Genomic DNA, 22,177 nt, shown 5'->3' on the forward strand with positions numbered 1-22,177 from the left:
GCTCAGGCCTTAGGCTTGGCGTGGGCGGCGAGCCGTTCAAGGGCTGCCCGCAAGCCTGGGTCGCTGATCCCGTCCGCCGTTGCCTGAATGGTTTCGGCCGCATTCGCCGACAGGTCCATGGTATGGCCGACCGCACCTTGCTGGACCGTGGGCGGCTGTACCTTGAACTGGATGCGCGTCAGGCTGGCGAACTCATCAAAGGCCATCAACTGACGCTGCAGGCGTTTTTGCTGATAACGCAGGCGGGTCGCCCAATGGCCATCGGTGACAATCAGCAGCAAATTCCCTTCGCGCCAGGACGCCACATGACAATGTTCGCGTGCGGCCGGTTGCAGCTGGCTTTCGACCAGGCGTTGCAAATGGCCCAGGCGTTGTGCATGGCTAAAGATGGCTTTCAACGGCTTGGCTTCGCGAAGCAACACGCTGGGGGCGCGGGCTGTAAGAGGGCGAAATGCCATGATTAGACACCTTAAGTAACAGAGCGGCCATCTTAACAGAAAGCGTCCACGCGCCCCCAGGCCATGCATCGACTAGGCTTTACCCGTGAAATCAATAGGTAACTTCTGGGCTCCATGGGTTGAAGTTCCGGCAAAAGCCCTTATTTTAAACAAGCCCTCTCACCGCCCCATGCCAGCATCAGGGAACAACGCCACTTTCCTCACCCACGATTCCGGGTAGAATGCGCGTTCGCATGCGGCCGTGAGGGCTGCTCGGGCCACTGACGGTGCGCCCTCCATCCCTATGTGTGGAAGAACCTGCCGATATGTTTGCGCCTTTGTTAAAGAAACTTTTTGGAAGCAAGAATGAGCGCGAAGTCAAACGCATGCTCAAGACGGTGCAGCTGGTCAATGCCTTCGAAGAGCAGATGGTTGCCCTTTCGGACGAGCAATTGCGCGCCAAGACCCAAGAGTTCAAGGCCCGCATAGCCAAAGGTGAAACCCTCGACAAGTTGCTTCCCGAAGCCTTCGCGGTCGCCCGTGAAGCCGGTAAGCGTGTCATGGGCATGCGCCACTTCGACGTCCAGTTGATCGGTGGCATGACCTTGCATGAAGGCATGATTGCCGAAATGCGTACCGGTGAAGGCAAGACCCTGGTGGCAACCCTGGGCGTTTACCTCAACGCGTTGTCCGGCAAGGGCGTGCACGTTGTGACGGTGAACGACTACCTGGCCCGCCGCGACGCCAACTGGATGCGTCCGCTGTATGAGTTCCTCGGCCTGACCGTCGGCGTCGTGACGCCGTTCCAGCCGCCGGAAGAGAAGCGCGCCGCCTATGCCGCCGACATCACCTACGGCACCAACAACGAATTCGGTTTCGACTACCTGCGCGACAATATGGCGTTCAGCATGGAAGAAAAATTCCAGCGTGAACTCAACTTTGCAGTGATCGACGAAGTCGACTCCATCCTCATCGACGAAGCCCGTACCCCGTTGATCATCTCCGGCCAGGCCGAAGACAGCTCGCGCCTGTACACCGAGATCAACAAGTTGATCCCGCGTCTGGAGCAGCACATCGAAGAAGTGGAAGGCGTAGTGACCAAAGAAGGTCACTTCACCATCGACGAGAAGACCCGCCAGGTCGAACTCAACGAAGCCGGTCACCAGTTCGTCGAAGACATGCTGACCCAGATCGGCCTGCTGGCCGAGGGCGAAAGCCTGTACTCGGCCCACAACCTGGGCCTGCTGACCCACGTGTATGCCGGCCTGCGCGCCCACAAGCTGTTCCATCGCAACGTCGAGTACATCGTGCAGGACGGCCAGGTCGTCCTGGTCGACGAACACACTGGCCGTACCATGCCGGGTCGTCGCCTGTCCGAAGGTCTGCACCAGGCCATCGAAGCCAAGGAAGCGCTCAACATCCAGGCCGAAAGCCAGACGTTGGCATCCACTACCTTCCAGAACTACTTCCGTCTGTACAACAAACTGTCCGGCATGACCGGTACGGCCGACACCGAAGCGTTCGAATTCCACCAGATCTATGGTCTGTCGGTCGTGGTCATCCCGCCGAACAAACCGCTGGCGCGTAAAGACTTCAACGACCTGGTGTTCCTGACCGCCGAAGAGAAATACGCGGCGATCATCAACGACATCAAGGACGGCATGGCCCAGGGGCGTCCGATCCTGGTGGGTACCGCCACGATCGAAACGTCCGAGCACGTGTCCAACCTGCTCAACAAGGAAGGCATCGAGCACAAGGTCCTCAACGCCAAGTTCCACGAAAAAGAAGCCGAGATCATCGCCCAGGCCGGTCGCCCCGGCGCACTGACCATCGCCACCAACATGGCCGGTCGTGGTACCGACATCCTGTTGGGCGGCAACTGGGAAGTGGAAGTGGCCTCGCTGGACAATCCGACCCCTGAGCAGATCGCCCAGATCAAGGCTGACTGGCAGAAGCGCCACCAGGCCGTGCTGGAGTCGGGCGGCTTGCAGGTGATCGCTTCCGAGCGTCACGAATCCCGTCGGATCGACAACCAGCTGCGTGGTCGTGCCGGTCGTCAGGGTGACGCCGGTTCCAGCCGTTTCTACCTGTCCCTGGAAGACAGCCTGATGCGCATCTTCGCCTCGGATCGGGTGAAGAACTTCATGAAGGCCCTGGGCATGCAGTCCGGTGAAGCGATCGAACACCGCATGGTGACCAACGCCATCGAAAAGGCCCAGCGCAAGGTAGAAGGCCGCAACTTCGACATTCGTAAGCAACTGCTCGAGTTCGATGACGTCAACAACGAACAGCGTAAAGTGATCTATCACATGCGTAATACGTTGCTGGCCGCCGACAACATTGGCGAGACCATCGCCGATTTCCGCCAGGACGTGCTCAACGCCACCGTCAGCGCACACATCCCGCCACAATCCCTGCCTGAACAGTGGGATGTGGCTGGTCTGGAAGCCGCGTTGAAGAGCGACTTCGGTGTCGACTTGCCGGTCCAGCAATGGCTGGATGAAGACGACCACCTGTATGAAGAGACCCTGCGCGAGAAGCTCATGACCGAGCTGCTGGCCGCTTACAACGAAAAAGAAGAGCAGGCGAGCGCCGAAGCGCTGCGCACCTTCGAGAAACAAATCGTATTGCGCGTCCTGGACGACCTGTGGAAAGACCACCTGTCGACCATGGACCATCTGCGTCACGGTATCCACCTGCGCGGCTATGCCCAGAAGAACCCGAAGCAGGAGTACAAGCGCGAGTCGTTCACACTGTTCTCCGAGCTGCTGGATTCGATCAAACGCGATTCGATTCGTGTGCTGTCCCACGTCCAGGTGCGTCGCGAAGACCCGGTCGAGGAAGAAGCGCGTTTGCGTCAGGAAGCCGAGGCACTGGCGGCGCGCATGCAGTTCCAGCATGACGAAGCGCCGGGTCTTGAGGCTCCTGAGGTCGTGGGCGAAGAGGTCGATGCGGCCCTGGCTCAATCGCCGGTTCGCAACGAGCAGAAGCTGGGCCGTAACGAACTGTGCTGGTGCGGTTCGGGCAAGAAGTTCAAACACTGCCACGGCGAAATCAACTAAGATTTCCGCCTGACGCTGCTACACCCCGCGCCGCGACCGGCCTCTGCCGTCGCGGCGTTTTGCCATTAATTTCACCGTCGATCGCGACGGCACAGACATCATCTATTTTTAAGGAGCGCATTCATGGCTGTTGGTCTTGGTCCTTTGCCCACTTTGCACCCGGTTGCCGGTTTTGAACTCGGTATCGCTTCGGCCGGGATCAAACGCCCAGGGCGCAAGGATGTGGTGGTGATGCGCTGTGCCGAAGGCTCGACGGTCGCGGGCGTGTTCACGCTCAATGCTTTCTGCGCCGCACCGGTGATCCTGGCCAGGCAGCGCGTTGCCGGCCCGATCCGTTACCTGCTGACCAACACCGGCAATGCCAACGCTGGCACCGGCGAGCCTGGCCTGGTAGCTGCCGCGCGCACCTGCGCCAAGCTGGCTCAGTTGGCCGGCGTGGATGCCAGCCAAGTGCTGCCATACTCCACCGGTGTGATCGGCGAGCCGCTGCCTGTCGAGAAAATCGAAGGTGCCCTGCAGGCCGCGCTGGACGACCTGTCTGTGGATAACTGGGCTGCCGCCGCCACCGGCATCATGACCACCGACACCATGCCCAAGGGCGCGAGCCGCCAGTTCGTGCACGACGGCGTGACCGTCACCGTGACTGGTATCAGCAAGGGCGCGGGCATGATCCGTCCAAACATGGCCACCATGCTCGGCTACATTGCCACCGATGCCAAAGTTTCCCGCGACGTACTGCAGAGCCTGGTGCTGGACGGCGCCAACAAGTCGTTCAACCGCATCACCATCGATGGCGATACCTCGACCAACGACTGCTGCATGCTGATCGCCACCGGCCAGGCCAACCTGCCGCAGATCACCGAGGCCAGCGGCCCGCTGTTCGCTGCGTTGAAGCAAGCGGTATTCGAAGTGTGCATGGATGTGGCCCAGGCCATCGTGCGTGACGGCGAAGGCGCGACCAAGTTCGTGACGGTCGAAGTCAACGGCGGCGGCAATCACCAGGAGTGCCTGGATGTCGGCTATACCGTGGCCCACTCGCCGCTGATCAAGACTGCGTTGTTTGCCTCCGACCCGAACTGGGGCCGGATTCTCGCTGCGGTTGGCCGTGCCGGTGTGCCGGACCTGGACGTGAGCAAGATCGACGTGTTCCTGGGCGACGTCTGCATTGCCAGTCGTGGCGCCCGCGCCGAGACCTACACCGAAGCCCAGGGCTCGGCCGTGATGCAGCAGGAAGAAATCACCATCCGTATCGAACTGGGGCGCGGCGATTGCAGCGAAACCATCTGGACTACCGACCTGTCCCACGAGTACGTGAAGATCAATGCGGAATACCGCACCTGAAATCCGGAGGATAAGCGCGGTGAAACGAGTGCATGTAGCAGCAGCGGTGATCCGCGGCGCCGACGGCAGGGTCCTGCTGGCCCGCCGCGCCGACACCCAGCATCAGGGCGGCCTCTGGGAGTTTCCCGGCGGCAAGGTGGAGGCTGATGAGTCGGTCGCCACCGCACTGTCGCGCGAATTGCAGGAAGAGTTGGGCATTCAGGTCACCACGGCGCGGCCGTTGATCAAGGTGCAGCATGACTACCCGGACAAACAGGTGTTGCTGGATGTCTGGGAAGTGTCGGCCTTTACCGGCGAACCCCATGGCGCCGAGGGGCAGCCGCTGGAATGGGTGGCGCCTCGGGATCTGCTCAACTATGAGTTCCCGGCGGCGAATGCGCCGATTGTTGCCGCCGCGCGTTTGCCCGCCGAATACCTGATCACCCCAGGCGATCTGGAAACCCCGACCTTGTTGCGCGGTGTCCAGAAAGCTATCGCGGGGGGCATCAAGCTGGTGCAACTGCGCGCACCCAACGGCTACGACCCCAAGTACCGTGACCTTGCGGTGGATGCGGTGGGGCTGTGTGCCGGCAAGGCGCAATTGATGCTCAAGGGCCCGTTTGAATGGCTGGGGGATTTTCCTGCCGCCGGCTGGCACATGACCTCCGCGCAATTGCGTAAATACGCCAGCAAAGGGCGACCGCTGCCGAAGGATCGCTGGCTGGCAGCTTCGTGCCACAACGCCGAAGAACTGGCGCTGGCCGAGTTGATGGACGTGGATTTCGTCACGCTGTCACCGGTGCAACCGACCCAGACCCATCCCGATGCCCAGCCTCTCGGTTGGGAGCAGGCTGCGGCGTTGATCAGCGGGTTCAGCAAACCGGTGTTTCTGCTGGGCGGTGTCGGGCCTGACGAGCGGGAACAGGCGTGGCAAGCCGGAGCCCAAGGTGTGGCGGGGATTCGGGCGTTTTGGCCGCAAGCTTGATGTGGTTCTGACGGGCCTCATCGCGAGCTAGCCCGCGATAAGGCCCGATCAAACACCGCAGTCCTCAGTGAGGTTTAGCCGCCGCCTGCCACAAAACCTCTGCGACACCCTGGCGCTTGGCGATCACCCTGGCCGCTACAAACAGCAAGTCCGACAGCCGATTGATATACGCCAGCGCCACCCCTTCCAACGGTTCGACCGCATTCAAATGCTGACACCGTCGTTCCGCGCTGCGCGCCAGGCTTCGGCATATATGGGCTTGGGCGATCAACGCTGAACCACCCGGCAAAATGAAGTTTTCCAACGACCCCACTTCCTCATTCCAGCGATCAATCGCCGCTTCCAGCCGGTTCACCTCGGCCTCATTCAGCGCCTTGTACACCGGCATCGCTAACTCACCGCCCAAGTCAAACAGGCGATGTTGGCAGGGGGTCAACACCTCGATCACATCCTTCAGCGCCGGATGCTTGCCGCTCTGTTCTTCAAGACTGGCCAGCAGCAGTCCCAGTTGGCTGTTCAGCGTATCGACCTCGCCAATGGCCTCTACCCGGGGATGGTCCTTGCCTACCCGACGGCCGTCGCCCAGGCCGGTTTCGCCCTTGTCGCCGGTACGGGTGTAAATCTTCGACAGGCGAAAGCCCATGGTCAGTGCTCCAGTTGGGTAAGTTCGTGAGGGAGTGGTTGGCTGCCGGCCAAGGGCAGGCGCAAGGTGAAGCAGGTGCCCTGGCCAGGGGTGGAATGCACTTCCATCTGGCCCTTGTGGTTATTGGTGATGATGAAATAAGACACCGACAGCCCCAACCCTGTGCCCTGGCCGATTTCCTTGGTGGTGAAGAACGGCTCGAAGGTCCGTTTGCGCACGTTTTCGCTCATGCCGATGCCGTTGTCTTCCACCTGGATCTCCGCCCATGGCGGGTTGAGACGGGTGCGCAGGATGATACGGCCCGGCTCACTGTCGTCTTCGCGCAGGTGAATGGCCTGGGCGGCGTTTTTAAGCAGATTGAGCAGCACCTGTTCCAACTCGTTGGCGGTGCCGGGCACCGGGCCCAGTTGCGGGTCGAACTGGCGGATGATCGCCTGGCCCTTGAAGTCGAAGCCGATGGTGAGGTCGAAGTCGTTACCGGCGATTTCCACTGCCTGGTCGATCAGTGCGGGCAGATCGCAGGGCGCCATCTGGCGGTTACTGCGACGGCTGAAGCTGAGCATATGGGTGACGATTTTTGCCGCTCGCGCCCCGGCTTGCTGGATGCCGTCGAGCAGTTGTGGCACTTCGCGGCTTTGCAGATAGCGGTTGACGGTGTCCAGCTCGATGCCCAATTGCTCGGCATGCTCGAGGTTCTTGGGCAGGTCGGGGGACAGGCGGCGGCGAATATTCTGCACGTTATGCAGGATCGCTCCCAACGGGTTGTTGATCTCGTGGGCCATGCCTGCGGCGAGCCCGCCAACGGAAAGCATCTTTTCCGACTGCACCATCATTTCTTCCAGGGACAGGCGCTGGGTAATGTCATCGATACGGATCACCACGCCGCGGCCCGCACCGCCGGTCAGCGGGTAGAAGGTCAGCGCGTAATGCTTGGGCTCATCGTCCTTGGTCCAGGTGACACGCTCTATGCGTTCTACCGTGTGTTGCTCGACGGTGGCCTTGATCTGCGGCAGGAACGGCTTGAGCGGTTGGAAGGCCAGGTCGATCGGCTGATTCAAGGCTTCGTCCAGGCGCGTGCCGGAAAGCGCGCTGGCTTCCTGGTTCCACTGTGTCACGTAGAGCTGCTCATCCAGGGCGATCAGTGCCGATGGCATCGAGTCGATAATGCTGTTCAGATAATTCTGAAAGCCGGTGAGTTTTTTCTCGATTTTGCTGCGAACCTGAACTTCCAGCTCCAGCTTGCGGTTGGTATGGCGCGTCTCTTCCGCCAAGCCCTGGGCCTGGTCGTAAGCGGCCTGGGAATCGTCCCGTGCGCGCTTGAGCTGCTGCTCGCGGGCTTCGATGCGCGACAGCATGGTGTTGAAGGCTTCGGCCAAGCTGCCGATTTCATCGCGGTTGCCGGGGCCTGCGCGCAGGGCGTAGTTCTCTTCGCGGGTCACCTGGCGTGAGAGTTCTTCCAGCTCGTGGATGGGCCGGGTGATCAGGCGTTTGATCTGCCGGGCGATGATCAGCCACAACAGCACACTGAAAATCAGGATGCCCAGGCTGGCGGTCAGTGTGCCGGTATAGAAGGCCATCGGCAGCTCACTGCTGGCCACCAGCAACAAATGCCCGGAAGGTTGGCCGGGGCGGGGCAGGGTGATGACTTGATTGCTGCGGAATTCGGTGACGCGCCAGGCTTCGATATGACGGTAGTGGTCTGGCAGGTGCAGGCGATCGCCATGTTGCATCTGCGCCAGGCGGTTGCCTTCGCCGTCGTAAAGCGCGGCGGCGCGTAATGGCGAATAGCTGGTCAGTTCATTGAGCAGGGCGTCGGCTTTGGCGGGGGATTCAAGGGCTTCTGCCGCCAGCGCCGGGTTGGACACCAGTCGACCGATGGCCTGCAACGCCTGGGGCGCCATGCTTTCCTGGGAGATCCAGTAGGCGGCGCTGATGAAAGTCAGGTTGGCCACCAGCAACACGGTGGTCAGCAACACCAGCAGGGCGGCCAGCAGTTTCTGCCCGACCGGTAGGTTTTCTAGACGCTGGCGCAGCGGCATCAGGATTTTCCCAGGTGATAGACAGGCGGGCAGAGTAGCGCGTGGCTCAGTCGCGGGGCAATCCGTGTGCGCGTAACTGGTCGACCAGGCGTATTTGCAGTTGTTGCAAATGCGGCAAGTTCAGTTGGTGACGGGCCGCCGCCTGGCAAGCATAGCCCAGCAAATAGCTGATTTCGGTGCGCCGGGCGTTGGCCACGTCCTGATACATGGAGGAGTAATTGGCGGCCGTGGCGTGGATCACCCGTTCCACTTCGTGCTGCAGATCCCGCGCTGCGGCGGGTTGGCCGCAGCATTCCAGCAGTTCGCCGAGCTCGGCGCACAGGGTCGCCACTTCACATTGATGGGCCTGCAGTTCGCCGTTGCGGCACTGGTACAGCACGGTCAGCGGGTTGATCGCACAATTGAGCGCCAGCTTGCGCCACAGACGCGTGAGGATGTCGGTGCTCCATTCGTGGGGAATGCCAGCGGCGTGCAGGTCCTCCAGCCACAGCGGTGGGGTGGGGTGACGAGTGTCCCCCAGCCAGGTGTAGCCATGGCCGGCAAACACGACGCGCCAGTTGCCATCACGAAACGCGCCCTCGGTGCTTGAGGCGAAAATGCAGCGGGCCTGGGGCAGTTGCGCGGCTACTGCGTCCTGGCTGCCGAGGCCGTTCTGCAGCAGGATCAGCTCGGCGTCGGGTACGAGGCGGTGTTGCAACTGTGCGACGGCGCTTTGGGCGTCGTAGGCCTTGCATGCCACCAGCAGGCGATGAATCGGTTCGGGACTGTCGGCTGTTTCGCCGATCACTGGGTAGCTCTGTTCGACACCATGCTCTACCAGCGTCAGCCCGCCTGCGGTCTGATAGCTGGCCAGGCGCGCCTCATCGCGCAGGATCAACCTGACGGGCACGCCAGCGCGAGCCAAGCGGGTGGCCCAGAGTGTGCCCAGGCTGCCGGCGCCAAGGATATGCCAGGTGGTCGACATCAGTTTTTGCTCCGCAGGGTCGCTCACAGTGAACGGGACGAAAGAACCGCTATAATGCCCCGGCATTTTAGCCTGGGCGCGCTCCATCTCTACTGAGCCCGCCCCTTATATTGGAGATATGACATGCCTTCGTTCGACGTGGTATCCGAACTGGACAAACACGAAGTCACCAACGCCGTCGAGAACGCCGTCAAGGAACTGGACCGTCGCTATGACTTGAAAGGCAAGGGCAGCTTCGAATTCAAGGAAAAGGAACTGACCGTCAACCTGACCGCTGAAGCCGATTTCCAGCTGGAAGCGATGATCGAGATCCTCAAGCTGGCCCTGGTCAAGCGCAAGATCGACGTGCAATGCCTTGAAGTCAAGGACGCCTACGCCTCCGGCAAGCTGATGAAGCAGGAAGCCGTGCTCAAGGAAGGCATCGACAAAGAGTTGGCGAAGAAGATCGTCGCCCATATCAAGGATGCCAAGCTGAAAGTCCAGGCCGCCATCCAGGGTGAGCAGGTACGGGTTACGGGCAAGAAGCGTGACGACCTGCAAGAGGCCATCGCCGCCCTGCGCGCCAAGACCTTCGATATGCCGCTGCAGTTCAATAACTTTCGCGACTGATGGCACAGTGGGGAACCTGTGGACGTTTTTGACGTCCCACGCCCCAGAATCCCGCGCCTACAACTGAGCCCTACGGGGCTCAGTTGCGTTTTCAGACCGTCAATAAAGCCGTACATCCGCATACAGGAGAAGCTACATGGATTTAAACGCTGAAATGGATCACTTGATCAAGACCTCGCAGTCGTGGATCCCGATGATCATGGAATACGGCAGCCGGGTGTTGCTGGCGGTCATCACCTTGGCCATTGGCTGGTGGCTGATCAACGTATTGACCCACCGTGTGGGGCGTCTGCTGGCCATGCGTAACGCGGACCAGGCGCTGCAGCACTTCATCACCAGCCTGGCGAATATAGCGCTCAAAGTCATGCTGATCGTCAGTGTGGCCTCGATGATCGGCGTTGCGACCACTTCGTTCGTCGCGGCGATCGGTGCCGCTACCCTGGCCATCGGCCTGGCATTGCAAGGCAGCCTGGCCAACTTCGCCGGCGGCGTGCTGATTCTGTTGTTCCGCCCGTTCCGCATTGGTGACTGGATCGAAGCCCAGGGCACATCGGGTACCGTCGACAGCATCCAGATCTTCCACACCGTGCTGCGTACCGGCGACAACAAGACCGTCATCGTGCCTAACGGCATCTTGTCCAACGGCATCATCACCAACACCAATCGTCAGCCGACCCGCAAGGTGGTGTTCGATGTAGGAGTGGACTATGAAGCCGATCTGCAGAAAGCCCGCGAAGTGTTGCTGGAGTTGGCGAAGGATCCGCGTGTACTGACCGATCCCGCAGCGGTGGCCGTGGTTTCGACCTTGGGCGATAGCTCGATCACGGTTTCCCTGCGTTGCTGGACTAATACGGCGGATTACTGGGATGTAGTGTTCATGCTTAATGAACTGGCGCGCGACCGTTTGAAGGCAGCGAATATCAATATTCCATTTCCGCAGCGAGTCATTCGTGTAATGCAGGAAACAACAGCGAAGCAATAGTAAGCAATTGCATTTAACTTGGCTGGCAGGTCGGGTTTAGTGTGAAAACGTTAGTGTCGTTAGTTAGCTTGCTAGTTATTTTTTCGCTGAAGCCACACAGACAAAAAAGCCGCTCCCTTGTGAACAAAGGAGCGGCTTTTTATTTAAGGCCGAAGCCTTAAGTCATCGTTGTAATCAAACTGTCAATTACAAGATGTTCAGCGGGTATTGCGCGATCAGACGCAGTTCGTCGAGGGACGGGGAACCGTAGTACACGCCATCAGACGAACGATAGGTCGCTTGACGTACGCGCAGGCTCAGGTCTTTGGCTGGGCCGCTCTGGATTACGTACTTGGCTTCGATATCGCGTTCCCACTCTTTGCCGTTCGAAGTGGTGCCAGTGTTGGCGCCGCTACCGGTTACGTAACGAGTCATGAAGCTCAGGCCAGGAATGCCAAAGGTCGCCATGTTGATGTCGTAACGCGCCTGGTAGGACTTCTCGCCTTCGGCGTTGAAGTCGGAACGGGCAATGGAGTTGGCCAGGAAGATCGTACCGCCGCCGTCTACGCCGTAGCCGTAGTCGCCGTCGCCGGTGACCTTCTGTGCAGCCAGGGTGAAGGTGTGAGCGCCGATGGTGTACGCACCCTGCAAGCTGAACGCACGGTTGTCGAGCTTGGTCGTACCGTCTTTTTCAGCGCGTTGCAGGCCTGCGCCGTCGCTCTTGGTGTCGTAGATGTTGAAGTCGATAGCGAAGGACTGATCGTCGCTCAGTGCATGGGTCCAGTTCAGGTTGCCGTAGTACTTGCGGAAGTAATCTTCGGTCTTCGCGTAGTACAGGCTACCGGTGAACTCTGGAGTGAAGGAGTAGACGCCACCGACGAAGTCGGTTTTCGTCAGGCCGAGGCTGTCATGGTAGGTCTGGCTCTGCGCGACGCTGGAAGTAAAGTGGCCGCCTTCCAGTTTCAGTCCCTTGATCTCGTTGCTGGTGATCGAGATACCTTGTGGCAACTCTGGCAGCAGACGGCTGTCGTCAGAAGCGAATACAGGTGCTGTGGTGTACTGGTCGCCGATTTTCAATACGGTGTCAGAGATGCGGAACTTAACTGCGCCGCCGCCTTTGGAGTAGTCGTCTTGCGAGCGACCATCGGAACCTGTTGGGAACAGACCGGTACCGGAGCGCCCTTTACCGCTGTCGAGCTTGACGCCCCCCAGGGCGATCAGGTCAATACCGAAACCGACGGTGCCTTGGGTGAAGCCCGATTGATACAGGGCATTGAAGCCCAGGCCGGTTTCTTCGGCGCGGCTCTTGCGCTTGCCGTTGACGATGGTATAGCCGTTTGCGGGTTCATTGCGGAAGTCGCGGCTGAAATACAGCGCACGGGTATTGATACCGAAAGTGCTGTCTTCAACAAAGCCCTTGGCGTCGTCTTGGGCGGACGCCATTGCGAACTGCGAGGTGCCTGCTGAAACAGCCAGGGCGATCATGCTCCACTTCATCACGCGCATCGTGATTTGCTCCTTTGGTTTTAGGAAGAGTACTGCCGTCCCACCTGTATTTTTATCTGGGCGGCTCTTTCTTTTTTGTGTCAGCGCAAAGTTATATCACGCAGACCCTTATTGACGATACTTACCCATCTTTCCTTTCAGCTTCTTTACGAGGCTGTCGTAAATTGCTAGCTCCATGTCGCAAATTCACAGTCCAAATTTAACTGGACTGACAACTCCAATACTGTTTTCAAACGCATTTCGGCGTCTGAAGTCTTCCTTGGCACGCATTGAAACGCTTGGGTTTTTATCGCGAAACACCTGCATCCCGGCGAGTGTCGTTGTCGACGATGTGGGTGTGAATGCAACAAGCGTGCACAAACCGGTAACTGAATGTCATTTTTTCGTGAAAAGGCGCTCTCATGTGTAAAAACCTCATAAGTACGGGCTTCTTACGCCGTTTGGTTTGGACTCGGGCGTGGGTGTCACGGTCTTTTTTATGCTCCAAAAAACCTGTGTCAGAAAAAAACGTTACCGGATCACCCCATCAGTGGGTACTTGGCGGATCTTTTTGACGCGCAAGTGGGTCATTTTGGTGCGTCCCGGTGAAGCCCGTATCAGCGTAGCTCAAATATTCGACTGCTTCGAAAGAGTGCAGGTTTTCTGGTGGATTGCGTCGTGGCTCTGCGCAATCGCCGTGAAGCCAGCGACATTCAAAGGTATGCTGGGCCCCTGAACCTGACTTGCCGAACGGAGTGCCCGCAGTGTTCGCTTTAGATCAACGCCTGCAACAAGACACACTGGTCATCGGGGACTTCCCGCTTTGTCGCCTGCTGCTGTCCAACGATTCGAATTACCCCTGGTTCATCCTGGTGCCGCGCATCAACGGTATCAGCGAGGTGTTTCAACTGGATGTCGCAGATCAACAAACGCTTTGGCAAGAGACGACGGCTCTTGCGCAATTGCTGAGCGAGGGCCTGGTCGCCGACAAGATGAACATTGGTGCGCTGGGTAACGTCGTCAGCCAACTGCACGTGCACGTGATTGTGCGCAAGCGCGATGACGCCGCCTGGCCGGCACCGGTATGGGGCAAGCAACCGGCGCGGCCTTATACGCAAGAGCAGGCCACGGCCATGCGGGCGCGCCTGCGCGAACTGTTGCCCGCCGACTTCGTCTTTACCCAGGGCTGAATCATGGATCTGCAAGACCGCGTCACCGATCTGGAAAGCCGACTGGCCTTTCAGGACGACACCATCGAGACCCTCAATGACATCCTTGTCGCTCAGCAGCGGGCCGTGGAGCGCCTGCAGTTACAGATGACCGCGCTGCTCAAGCGCCAGGAAGAAATGGGCAGCCAGTTCGAAACCTCCGAAGAGGAAGCCCCACCGCCCCACTATTAAGCGCTATGCATAAAAAACCGCGATCCAGCCAGCGCCGGGTCGCGGTTTTTTTTGCTGCGAAGACTGGAATCAGCGACGCGGCAGGGCGGCGATCACGTCCTCGGCTTGCAGGCCTTTGTCGCGATTCATCACGGAGAACTCCACGCGCTGGCCTTCGACCAGAACACGATGGCCTTCGCCGCGAATGGCCCGGAAGTGGACGAAAATATCGTCGCCCGAATCGCGGGAAATAAAGCCGAAGCCTTTGGATGTGTTGAACCACTTGACGGTCCCGGTATCCCGATTGGTCATGTCGTAGTTTTGCGACGCGGCCGCAGGGGACGAACGGTAGAAGCTGATGGCCAGGTGAAGAACGATGGCGACCAGCGCAATCACCAGGCTGAGGAGGATGGCCGGGTGGCCGCCGACTTCAGGCATGGGCGCCAGGAGGGTGAGGGTTTGTACGACAACAGTCAGCACCAGCAGCGCGCTGACCAGGTTTTGCAGTTGATGACGCGTGCCTTTGTTCCAGTAAGGGATCACTGGTGCAAGCGTCAGGTTAAGAAGGCCGAACAAGGCCAGGTACAGAGCGTCGTGTTGTTGCAGGTAGGGCAGGCTTTCAGGCTGCAGGCTCGGGATAAAGGACAGCAGCAAAGCTGCAACGCCCGTTAGCAGGTGGACGATTTTCAACATTTTGATTAACTCACGTTAAGACGGATCACAAGGAAGAGCTGACTGGCACGGTTCGCTTCTGAACAATGGGAGGCGTTGGGCACGTGCGCGGGTATCAGCCTATGCCGCTTGCCGCGAAAGGTAACGGCGGCGACACGCTGCCTATTTAACAGCAAAGGCTGTGCCTACTCAAATCAAGCATTTCCGGGTGTTGCAAGAGGCGGGGCATTTATGCGTCAAACGCTTGTCCTAGACACGTGCGGGCTTTTCAAGCGGCTCGCTTGGACATTTCCGGCTTTGCCCGCCGGCCTTGCCGGTACGCGCCAACAGGGCGTTCCAGGGGATTTGCCGCAGGGCCGGGCTGCGCATCAACGATGCTCTTGCTAGAGTGGTCCTGCACCTGATCAATGAATGCTTGTCAATTGAAGGGGATAAACATGGCTATCGATATCGGTATCAGTGAAGAAGATCGTAAATCCACCGTCGACGGGCTTTCGCGTCTGCTTTCCGACACCTATGTACTGTACCTGAAGACCCACAACTTCCACTGGAACGTCACGGGGCCCATGTTTCGCACGCTGCACTTGATGTTCGAGGAGCAATACAACGAGCTGGCGCTGGCGGTGGACTCCATTGCCGAGCGGATTCGTGCCCTGGGCTTCCCGGCGCCGGGTGCCTATTCGATCTATGCGCGTCTTTCTTCTATCAAGGAGGAAGAGGGCGTACCCAGCGCGGAAGAAATGATCCGGCAACTAGTGGCCGGCCAGGAGGCGGTGACTCGCACCGCGCGGGGTATCTTCCCGTTGCTCGACAAGGTCAGCGATGAGCCGACTGCCGACTTGCTGACCCAGCGTATGCAGGTTCACGAGAAAACCGCGTGGATGCTGCGCTCCCTGCTCGAAAATCAATAATCTTCGGCCCTGAGGGGCGCCGTCCTGGCGCCGCTCGCTGGTTTCCGCGCATTTCCTGGCGTTGTCCTACGCCTATCGACGTACCGTCTTCTGGCTGCCTGCCGCTTCCTGCTGTTTTATAGAGCCTACTGTCCAATGGGAGAACTCATGGGCTGCTGTTTGGCAATGGAGTGTCAGGTGTATGTCACGTGGAGTGGGTAATGGGGTAATGGAAACCAGTGGCTTTCATAAGATGCAGATCGACCCCTTCGCAAAAGGGTTCGATATGGGGCTCGCCAAGCCGTTGTCCCGGTCGGTCAGGCTCAATGGCTTTTCCACTTGCCTGCGGCTTGAACAGATCTATTGGAATATCCTCACGGAAATAGCCAGGATCAATGCCTGTTCGGTCAGTGCGTTGCTGTCATACGTCGATCGGGAAGTGCACTTGCGTCATGGCGGGGTGAAGAACTTCAGTGGGTTGGTCAGGGTGGTGTGTGTGGTTCATCTGTTAAAAGGACGTGCCGGAGCACCGAGCCCTGAGTAATCGTCGGGCTCCGGGGCCTGTCCGCCGTCGAGGTGGGCGAGGCCCCGAGCAGAAAGCCGGCTGCGCTGCCTCGATTTACCAGATATAATCCCGCGCTTTGCTGCGCATGCCGGGGGCTTTCTCCCTGTGCTCTCTAGCCAGGAGCGGGCGCGGCACAGTAACGATCTGATCGCCGAGACATCTCCATGCCCATGTACGACTATCAATGTGCTTCCTGTGGTCATCAGTTGGAAGCCATCCAGAAGATCAGCGCCGCGCCGCTGGTCGATTGCCCGGCCTGCCAGGCGCCTGAGCTCAAGAAGATGTTGTCCATGCCGGGCTTCCGCCTGAGCGGCAGCGGCTGGTACGAGACCGATTTCAAGACCGGCTCGAAGAAAAACCTGGCGGGCGGCGACAAAGCAGACTGAGTTGAACTCCATGCGCAGGCTCCTGCATTATTCGTCCCCTGCTTAACTGTACGGTGACGAGGCAGGCCTCCACCGAATTTCGAATTACGAGAAGTGAAACCACTACCATGATGCGCAGCCACTATTGCGGCCAACTGAACGAGACCCTGGATGGTCAGGAAATCACCCTTTGCGGATGGGTTCACCGTCGCCGCGACCACGGCGGGGTGATCTTCCTCGATATCCGTGATCGTGATGGTCTGGCCCAGGTGGTGTTCGACCCTGATCGCGCTGACAGCTTCGCCGCCGCCGACCGCGTGCGCAGCGAGTATGTCGTGAAGATCACCGGCAAGGTCCGTCTGCGTCCGGCCGGTGCCGTTAACCCGAACATGGCGTCCGGCGCGATCGAAGTGCTGGGTTACGAGCTGGAAGTGTTGAACGAGTCGGAAACCCCGCCGTTCCCACTGAACGAATACTCCGACGTCGGTGAAGAAACCCGCCTGCGCTATCGCTTCCTGGACCTGCGTCGTCCGGAAATGGCCGAGAAGCTGCGTCTGCGTTCGCGCATGACCACCAGCATCCGCCGCTTCCTCGACGAAAACGGCTTCCTTGACGTCGAAACGCCGATCCTGACCCGGGCCACCCCGGAAGGCGCGCGTGACTATCTGGTGCCGAGCCGTACCCACGCTGGTAGCTTCTTTGCCCTGCCGCAATCGCCACAGCTGTTCAAGCAACTGTTGATGGTGGCCGGCTTCGACCGTTACTACCAGATCGCCAAGTGCTTCCGCGACGAAGACCTGCGCGCCGACCGCCAGCCGGAATTCACCCAGATCGACATCGAGACCAGTTTCCTCGATGAAAAAGAGATCATGGGCATCACCGAAAAAATGATCCGCAACCTGTTCAAGGAAGTGCTGGACCTGGAGTTCGGTGAGTTCCCACACATGACCTTCGAAGAAGCCATGCGCCGTTACGGTTCCGACAAGCCAGACCTGCGTATTCCGCTGGAACTGGTGGACGTGGCCGACCAGCTCAAGGACGTCGACTTCAAGGTATTCAGCGGCCCGGCCAACGACCCGAAATGTCGTATCGCCGCTCTGCGCGTGCCTGGCGGCGCGAGCATGCCGCGCAAGCAGATCGACGACTACACCAAGTTCGTCGGCATCTACGGTGCCAAGGGCCTGGCGTACATCAAGGTCAACGAGCGCGCCAAAGGCGTTGAAGGCCTGCAGTCGCCTATCGTGAAGAACATCCCTGAAGCCAACCTCAACGTGATCCTGGATCGCGTGGGCGCGGTCGATGGCGACATCGTGTTCTTTGGCGCCGACAAGGCCAAGATCGTCAGCGAAGCCTTGGGTGCGCTGCGGATCAAGCTGGGCCACGACCTGGACCTGCTGACCTGCAAGTGGGCACCGATGTGGGTCGTTGACTTCCCGATGTTCGAAGAGAACGACGACGGCAGCTTCAGCGCCTTGCACCACCCGTTCACCGCGCCGAAATGCTCCCCGGAAGAATTGGAAGCCAATCCTGCGGGCGCTCTGTCCCGTGCGTATGACATGGTGCTCAACGGCACCGAGCTGGGTGGCGGTTCGATCCGTATCCACCGCAAAGAGATGCAGCAAGCGGTCTTCCGTCTGCTGGGTATCGACGAAGCGGAACAGGAAGAGAAGTTCGGCTTCCTGCTCGATGCCCTGAAATACGGCGCGCCGCCTCACGGTGGCCTGGCTTTCGGCCTGGACCGCCTGGTCATGCTGATGACCGGCGCCCAGTCGATCCGTGAAGTGATTGCGTTCCCGAAAACCCAGAGTGCTGCCGACGTAATGACGCAGGCTCCAGGTGTGGTGGATGCCAAGGCATTGCGCGAGCTGCACATTCGTCTGCGCGAGACGCCGAAGGCTGAGTAAGGCTGCGGCGTGAAAGCGCACTGAGGTTTACGCAGTCCAAAAAGGCGCATCTTCGGATGCGCCTTTGCGTTACAAGGGTTGTATCCCACCTGGGGTGGGGTTGATAAGGTTTCTAGAGAATTTCGGAGTTGTGTTATGGCTGGCCATTCCAAGTGGGCGAACATCAAGCACCGCAAAGAGCGTCAGGATGCCAAGAAAGGCAAGATATTCACCAAGTGGATTCGCGAGCTGACCGTCGCTGCCCGCCAGGGTGGCGGTGACCCCGGCTCCAACCCGCGCCTGCGCCTGGCGCTGGACAAGGCCCTTGGCGCCAACATGAGTCGCGACATCATCGACCGGGCCGTGGCCCGCGGCGCCGGCGCTGCCGATACCGACGACATGGTCGAACTGACCTATGAAGGCTACGGCCCCGGCGGCGTGGCCGTGATGGTCGAGTGCATGACCGACAACCGTAACCGCACCGCGGCCGCCGTGCGTCATGCTTTCAGCAAATGCGGCGGCAACCTGGGGACCGATGGTTCGGTGGCCTACCTGTTTGAGCGCAAGGGGCAGATATCCTTCGCGCCGGGTACGGATGAAGATGCGCTGATGGAAGCCGCCATGGAGGCCGATGCCGACGACGTGGTGACCAACGAAGACGGCTCCATCGATGTGTTCACCTCGTTCGCCGGATTCTATGCCGTGCGTAACGCGCTGGAAGCCGCCGGATTCAAAGGCACCGACGCGGAAATCGTGATGCTGCCGACCACCAGTGCCGAGCTGGACCTGGAGGGTGCGCAGAAAGTGTTGAAGATGCTGGATATGCTCGAAGACCTGGATGATGTGCAGAACGTCTATTCGAACGCCGACATCCCGGAGTCAGTGGCCGAACAGCTAGGCTGACGGGCAACGTGGATCGACATGTGGGAGGGGGCTTACTGCCGATGGCGGTGTGTCGGTTATTTATCAATCGACTGAACCTCCGCCATCGGCAGCAAGCCCCCTCCCACATTGGATCTTCCCTGTTTCAAGAATTGTTTTACCCGACCTGCAGGCGTTATGACTTTAATCCTAGGTATCGACCCCGGTTCGCGCATCACCGGTTTTGGCGTAGTGCAACAGACCCCGCGCGGCTGCATCTACGTCGCCTCGGGTTGTATCCGCACCGGCGCGGGCGAGTTGGCCGAACGCCTGCAGATCGTCTACCGTGGCGTGCGTGAAGTGATCCAGACCTACGGTCCGGTGACCATGGGGATCGAAAAGGTATTCATGGCCAAAAACGCCGATTCGGCCCTCAAGCTCGGGCAGGCTCGCGGCGCCGCCATTGTGGCCGGTGCCGAGGAGGGCATGGAAATCGCCGAATACACCGCGACTCAGGTCAAGCAAGCCGTGGTCGGCACCGGTGCGGCGAATAAAGAGCAAGTGATGATGATGGTGATGCATATGCTCAAGCTCACCTCGAAACCTCAAATCGATGCCTCCGACGCCCTGGCGATCGCCATTTGCCATGCGCACACCCGCTCCAGCCTGTTGCCCCACGGGCTGGGTGCGGCACGCAGTCGTGGCGGGCGCCTGCGTCTCTGATAGCATCAGCGCAATCGTTATTTCCGGTCAGGCCTCGATCTGACCCCAAGCTTTAAGGATCTGAACCGTGATTGGACGCTTGCGCGGCACCCTGGCTGAGAAACAGCCGCCGCACCTGATTCTGGATGTCAACGGGCTGGGGTATGAGCTGGAAGTGCCCATGACCACCCTGTATCGCCTTCCGTCGGTCGGTGAGCCAATAACCCTGCACACCCACTTGGTGGTGCGCGAAGATGCGCAACTGCTCTATGGTTTCATCGGCAAGCGCGACCGCGACTTCTTCCGCGAGTTGATTCGCCTCAATGGCGTCGGCCCGAAACTGGCCCTGGCACTGATGTCGAGCCTCGAAGTGGACGAGTTGGTACGTGCCGTTTCCGCCCAGGACACCTCGGCGTTGACCAAGGTGCCGGGTGTGGGCAAGAAAACCGCCGAACGCCTGCTCGTGGAACTCAAGGACCGCTTTAAAGCCTGGGAAGTGGCGCCAAGCATGTTCGCCCTGGTGCCAAACCAGCCGGATATGCCAGCGGGTCAGGTGGCCAGTGCCGAAAGCGATGCGGTCAGTGCGCTGATTTCCCTGGGCTACAAGCCGCAGGAAGCCAGCAAGGCGGTGTCGGCCATCAAGGACAAGAACCTGAGCAGCGAAGACATGATCCGCCGAGCCCTGAAGGGAATGATTTAAGTGATTGAAGCTGATCGTCTGATCGCGGCCACCGGCCCTCGGGACCGCGAAGAAGTCCAGGACCGCGCCATCCGCCCCCTGAGCCTGGCCGAGTACATCGGCCAGCCGACCGTGCGCGAGCAGATGGAGTTGTTTATCCAGGCCGCGCGTGGGCGCAGCGAGTCCCTGGATCACACCCTGATCTTTGGCCCGCCGGGTCTGGGCAAGACCACCCTGGCGAACATCATTGCCCAGGAGATGGGCGTGTCGATCAAGTCCACTTCCGGCCCCGTACTGGAGCGTCCGGGTGACCTGGCGGCGTTGCTGACCAATCTTGAGCCGCACGATGTGCTGTTTATCGACGAAATCCATCGTCTTTCACCGATCGTCGAGGAAGTACTGTACCCGGCGATGGAAGACTTCCAACTCGACATCATGATCGGCGAAGGCCCGGCGGCCCGCTCGATCAAACTCGACCTGCCGCCGTTCACCCTGGTCGGCGCGACCACCCGTGCCGGGATGCTCACCAACCCGCTGCGGGACCGTTTCGGCATCGTTCAGCGTCTGGAGTTCTATAGCACGGCGGACCTGGCGACCATCGTCAGCCGTTCGGCGAGCATTCTCGGTTTGCCGCTGGACCCGGAAGGCGCGTTTGAGATAGCCCGCCGGGCCCGCGGCACGCCACGCATCGCCAATCGACTGTTGCGTCGCGTGCGCGACTTCGCCGAGGTTCGGGCCAAGGGCCATATCACCAAGGCCGTGGCCGACCTGGCCTTGAACCTGCTGGATGTGGACGAGCATGGCTTCGATCATCAGGATCGACGACTACTCTTGACCATGATCGAGAAGTTCGACGGGGGCCCTGTCGGGGTCGACAGTCTGGCGGCGGCCATCAGTGAAGAACGTCATACCATCGAAGATGTGCTGGAGCCGTACCTGATCCAACAGGGCTACATCATGCGCACGCCACGGGGCCGGGTGGTGACGCGCCACGCCTATTTGCACTTTGGGCTAAACATTCCGTCACGATTGGGTGAGATGCCTGTGGTAGACGAATTCCTCGATGCAGTGGACGATTAAAAAGGCTACCTGAGCTGATTTATTCAAGGTTTGTGCTGTCCTAGTGGCTGGCGTCGTCATTCAGTCACTGGAAATGTTTCAGAGAATGAAAAAACAGTTGCCTGAGCGGATTGGCAACCTGAGGAGTAAGCACTAGAGTATGCGCGCGCAAAATGGGGATCAGTCGTTCGCACATCGTTGTCGCGTTTATTACGAGGACACCGATGCTGGCGGCATCGTGTATTACGTCAATTACCTCAAGTTCATGGAGCGGGCTCGAACCGAGCAGCTACGGGAGCTGGGCTTTGCCCAATCCGAGCTGGCAGGGGAGGACCTGTTATTCGTTGTGCATTCCAGCGAGGCTCGGTATCACGCGCCGGCGCGATTGGATGACGAGTTACTGGTCAGCGCGCAAGTAATCGAATTGAACCGTGCCAGCCTGCGTTTCAAGCAGCAGGTCAGGCGGGCAACGGATGCAACGCTGCTCTGTGAGGGGCAGTTCCTGGTGGCGTGTGTGCGCACCAGCAGTTTGAAACCTCGGGCCATTCCCGAAACTCTACGTGCGGCCTTTGCCGCCGTGAGCGGCGCGGGTAAACAATCAAAGCAGGAGATTTAGC

General features: G+C 59.6%; 22 protein-coding genes. 16 read left to right on the plus strand and 6 right to left on the minus strand.

All coding sequences use genetic code 11. The features are described from left to right. Positions 1 to 2: 2 nt before the first annotated feature. Positions 3 to 458 carry a DUF721 domain-containing protein gene (locus BLR63_RS29535; protein WP_010566131.1) on the minus strand — a complete coding sequence of 152 codons (456 nt, stop codon included), beginning with the start codon at positions 456 to 458 and terminating at the stop codon, positions 3 to 5. Between the two features lie 305 nt (positions 459 to 763). Between BLR63_RS29535 and secA the strand changes: the two genes are divergently transcribed. The 3 genes from secA (at position 764) to BLR63_RS29550 (ending at position 5,804) form a co-directional block, all read left to right on the plus strand. Further along, positions 764 to 3,499: a preprotein translocase subunit SecA gene (gene secA, locus BLR63_RS29540; protein WP_010566132.1), complete on the plus strand. Its 2,736-nt coding sequence runs from the start codon at positions 764 to 766 to the stop codon at positions 3,497 to 3,499. 123 nt (positions 3,500 to 3,622) lie between these two features. Beyond that, positions 3,623 to 4,840 (plus strand): bifunctional glutamate N-acetyltransferase/amino-acid acetyltransferase ArgJ, encoded by a 1,218-nt coding sequence (argJ, locus tag BLR63_RS29545; protein WP_010566133.1) that lies wholly within the window; start codon positions 3,623 to 3,625, stop codon positions 4,838 to 4,840. A 19-nt stretch (positions 4,841 to 4,859) separates the two neighbouring features. Next, positions 4,860 to 5,804: a Nudix family hydrolase gene (locus BLR63_RS29550; RefSeq protein WP_010566134.1), complete on the plus strand. Its 945-nt coding sequence runs from the start codon at positions 4,860 to 4,862 to the stop codon at positions 5,802 to 5,804. Between the two features lie 64 nt (positions 5,805 to 5,868). On the opposite strand, the gene BLR63_RS29555 is transcribed toward BLR63_RS29550, so the two are convergent. From BLR63_RS29555 to BLR63_RS29565, 3 genes are read right to left on the minus strand one after another with little or no spacing between them, the layout of a single operon-like run. Further along, positions 5,869 to 6,447 (minus strand): cob(I)yrinic acid a,c-diamide adenosyltransferase, encoded by a 579-nt coding sequence (locus BLR63_RS29555; RefSeq protein WP_010566135.1) that lies wholly within the window; start codon positions 6,445 to 6,447, stop codon positions 5,869 to 5,871. 2 nt (positions 6,448 to 6,449) lie between these two features. Continuing rightward, on the minus strand, positions 6,450 to 8,486 hold the full coding sequence (locus BLR63_RS29560; protein WP_010566136.1) for a sensor histidine kinase: 2,037 nt from the start codon (positions 8,484 to 8,486) through the stop codon (positions 6,450 to 6,452). Between the two features lie 46 nt (positions 8,487 to 8,532). Continuing rightward, positions 8,533 to 9,450 carry a putative 2-dehydropantoate 2-reductase gene (locus BLR63_RS29565; protein ID WP_010566137.1) on the minus strand — a complete coding sequence of 306 codons (918 nt, stop codon included), beginning with the start codon at positions 9,448 to 9,450 and terminating at the stop codon, positions 8,533 to 8,535. A 123-nt stretch (positions 9,451 to 9,573) separates the two neighbouring features. Between BLR63_RS29565 and BLR63_RS29570 the strand changes: the two genes are divergently transcribed. Further along, positions 9,574 to 10,059 carry a YajQ family cyclic di-GMP-binding protein gene (locus tag BLR63_RS29570; protein WP_003193880.1) on the plus strand — a complete coding sequence of 162 codons (486 nt, stop codon included), beginning with the start codon at positions 9,574 to 9,576 and terminating at the stop codon, positions 10,057 to 10,059. A 136-nt stretch (positions 10,060 to 10,195) separates the two neighbouring features. Beyond that, complete coding sequence (locus tag BLR63_RS29575) at positions 10,196 to 11,041, plus strand: mechanosensitive ion channel family protein (RefSeq protein ID WP_010566138.1); 846 nt, start codon at positions 10,196 to 10,198, stop codon at positions 11,039 to 11,041. A gap of 186 nt (positions 11,042 to 11,227) precedes the next feature. Here the strand turns inward: BLR63_RS29575 and BLR63_RS29580 are convergent, their stop codons facing one another. Further along, the gene (locus BLR63_RS29580; RefSeq protein WP_010566139.1) at positions 11,228 to 12,526 is read right to left on the minus strand and encodes an OprD family porin; all 1,299 of its coding nucleotides are present in this window, start codon (positions 12,524 to 12,526) and stop codon (positions 11,228 to 11,230) included. 743 nt (positions 12,527 to 13,269) lie between these two features. Here BLR63_RS29580 and BLR63_RS29585 point away from each other — a divergent pair. After that, positions 13,270 to 13,695: an HIT domain-containing protein gene (locus tag BLR63_RS29585; protein ID WP_010566140.1), complete on the plus strand. Its 426-nt coding sequence runs from the start codon at positions 13,270 to 13,272 to the stop codon at positions 13,693 to 13,695. 3 nt (positions 13,696 to 13,698) lie between these two features. Continuing rightward, positions 13,699 to 13,905 (plus strand): SlyX family protein, encoded by a 207-nt coding sequence (locus BLR63_RS29590; protein ID WP_010566141.1) that lies wholly within the window; start codon positions 13,699 to 13,701, stop codon positions 13,903 to 13,905. Positions 13,906 to 13,974: 69 nt separating this feature from the next. On the opposite strand, the gene BLR63_RS32145 is transcribed toward BLR63_RS29590, so the two are convergent. After that, positions 13,975 to 14,577: a cold-shock protein gene (locus BLR63_RS32145; protein ID WP_010566142.1), complete on the minus strand. Its 603-nt coding sequence runs from the start codon at positions 14,575 to 14,577 to the stop codon at positions 13,975 to 13,977. A 416-nt stretch (positions 14,578 to 14,993) separates the two neighbouring features. Between BLR63_RS32145 and BLR63_RS29600 the strand changes: the two genes are divergently transcribed. From BLR63_RS29600 to ybgC, 9 genes are all read left to right on the plus strand, one after another. Next, a complete protein-coding gene (locus BLR63_RS29600) occupies positions 14,994 to 15,467 on the plus strand; it encodes a Dps family protein (protein ID WP_010566143.1) in 474 nt (157 codons plus the stop codon). Positions 15,468 to 15,648: 181 nt separating this feature from the next. Then, entirely contained in the window at positions 15,649 to 15,990 is a 342-nt protein-coding gene (locus BLR63_RS29605) for a ribbon-helix-helix domain-containing protein (protein WP_042947107.1), read from the plus strand. A 185-nt stretch (positions 15,991 to 16,175) separates the two neighbouring features. After that, positions 16,176 to 16,397 (plus strand): FmdB family zinc ribbon protein, encoded by a 222-nt coding sequence (locus tag BLR63_RS29610; protein ID WP_010208103.1) that lies wholly within the window; start codon positions 16,176 to 16,178, stop codon positions 16,395 to 16,397. Between the two features lie 107 nt (positions 16,398 to 16,504). Further along, positions 16,505 to 18,280, plus strand: a complete 1,776-nt coding sequence (aspS, locus tag BLR63_RS29615) for an aspartate--tRNA ligase (protein ID WP_042947109.1) — start codon at positions 16,505 to 16,507, stop codon at positions 18,278 to 18,280. 135 nt (positions 18,281 to 18,415) lie between these two features. Next, positions 18,416 to 19,162, plus strand: a complete 747-nt coding sequence (locus BLR63_RS29620) for a YebC/PmpR family DNA-binding transcriptional regulator (protein ID WP_010566146.1) — start codon at positions 18,416 to 18,418, stop codon at positions 19,160 to 19,162. Positions 19,163 to 19,318: 156 nt separating this feature from the next. After that, the gene (ruvC, locus tag BLR63_RS29625) at positions 19,319 to 19,843 is read left to right on the plus strand and encodes a crossover junction endodeoxyribonuclease RuvC (protein ID WP_010566147.1); all 525 of its coding nucleotides are present in this window, start codon (positions 19,319 to 19,321) and stop codon (positions 19,841 to 19,843) included. A 67-nt stretch (positions 19,844 to 19,910) separates the two neighbouring features. Continuing rightward, positions 19,911 to 20,522: a Holliday junction branch migration protein RuvA gene (ruvA, locus tag BLR63_RS29630; protein WP_010566148.1), complete on the plus strand. Its 612-nt coding sequence runs from the start codon at positions 19,911 to 19,913 to the stop codon at positions 20,520 to 20,522. Next, positions 20,523 to 21,581 (plus strand): Holliday junction branch migration DNA helicase RuvB, encoded by a 1,059-nt coding sequence (ruvB, locus tag BLR63_RS29635; RefSeq protein ID WP_003193867.1) that lies wholly within the window; start codon positions 20,523 to 20,525, stop codon positions 21,579 to 21,581. A 139-nt stretch (positions 21,582 to 21,720) separates the two neighbouring features. Further along, the gene (ybgC, locus tag BLR63_RS29640; protein ID WP_010566149.1) at positions 21,721 to 22,176 is read left to right on the plus strand and encodes a tol-pal system-associated acyl-CoA thioesterase; all 456 of its coding nucleotides are present in this window, start codon (positions 21,721 to 21,723) and stop codon (positions 22,174 to 22,176) included. Position 22,177: the final 1 nt, after the last annotated feature.

The organism is Pseudomonas extremaustralis (assembly GCF_900102035.1).
Lineage (GTDB): Bacteria > Pseudomonadota > Gammaproteobacteria > Pseudomonadales > Pseudomonadaceae > Aquipseudomonas > Aquipseudomonas extremaustralis.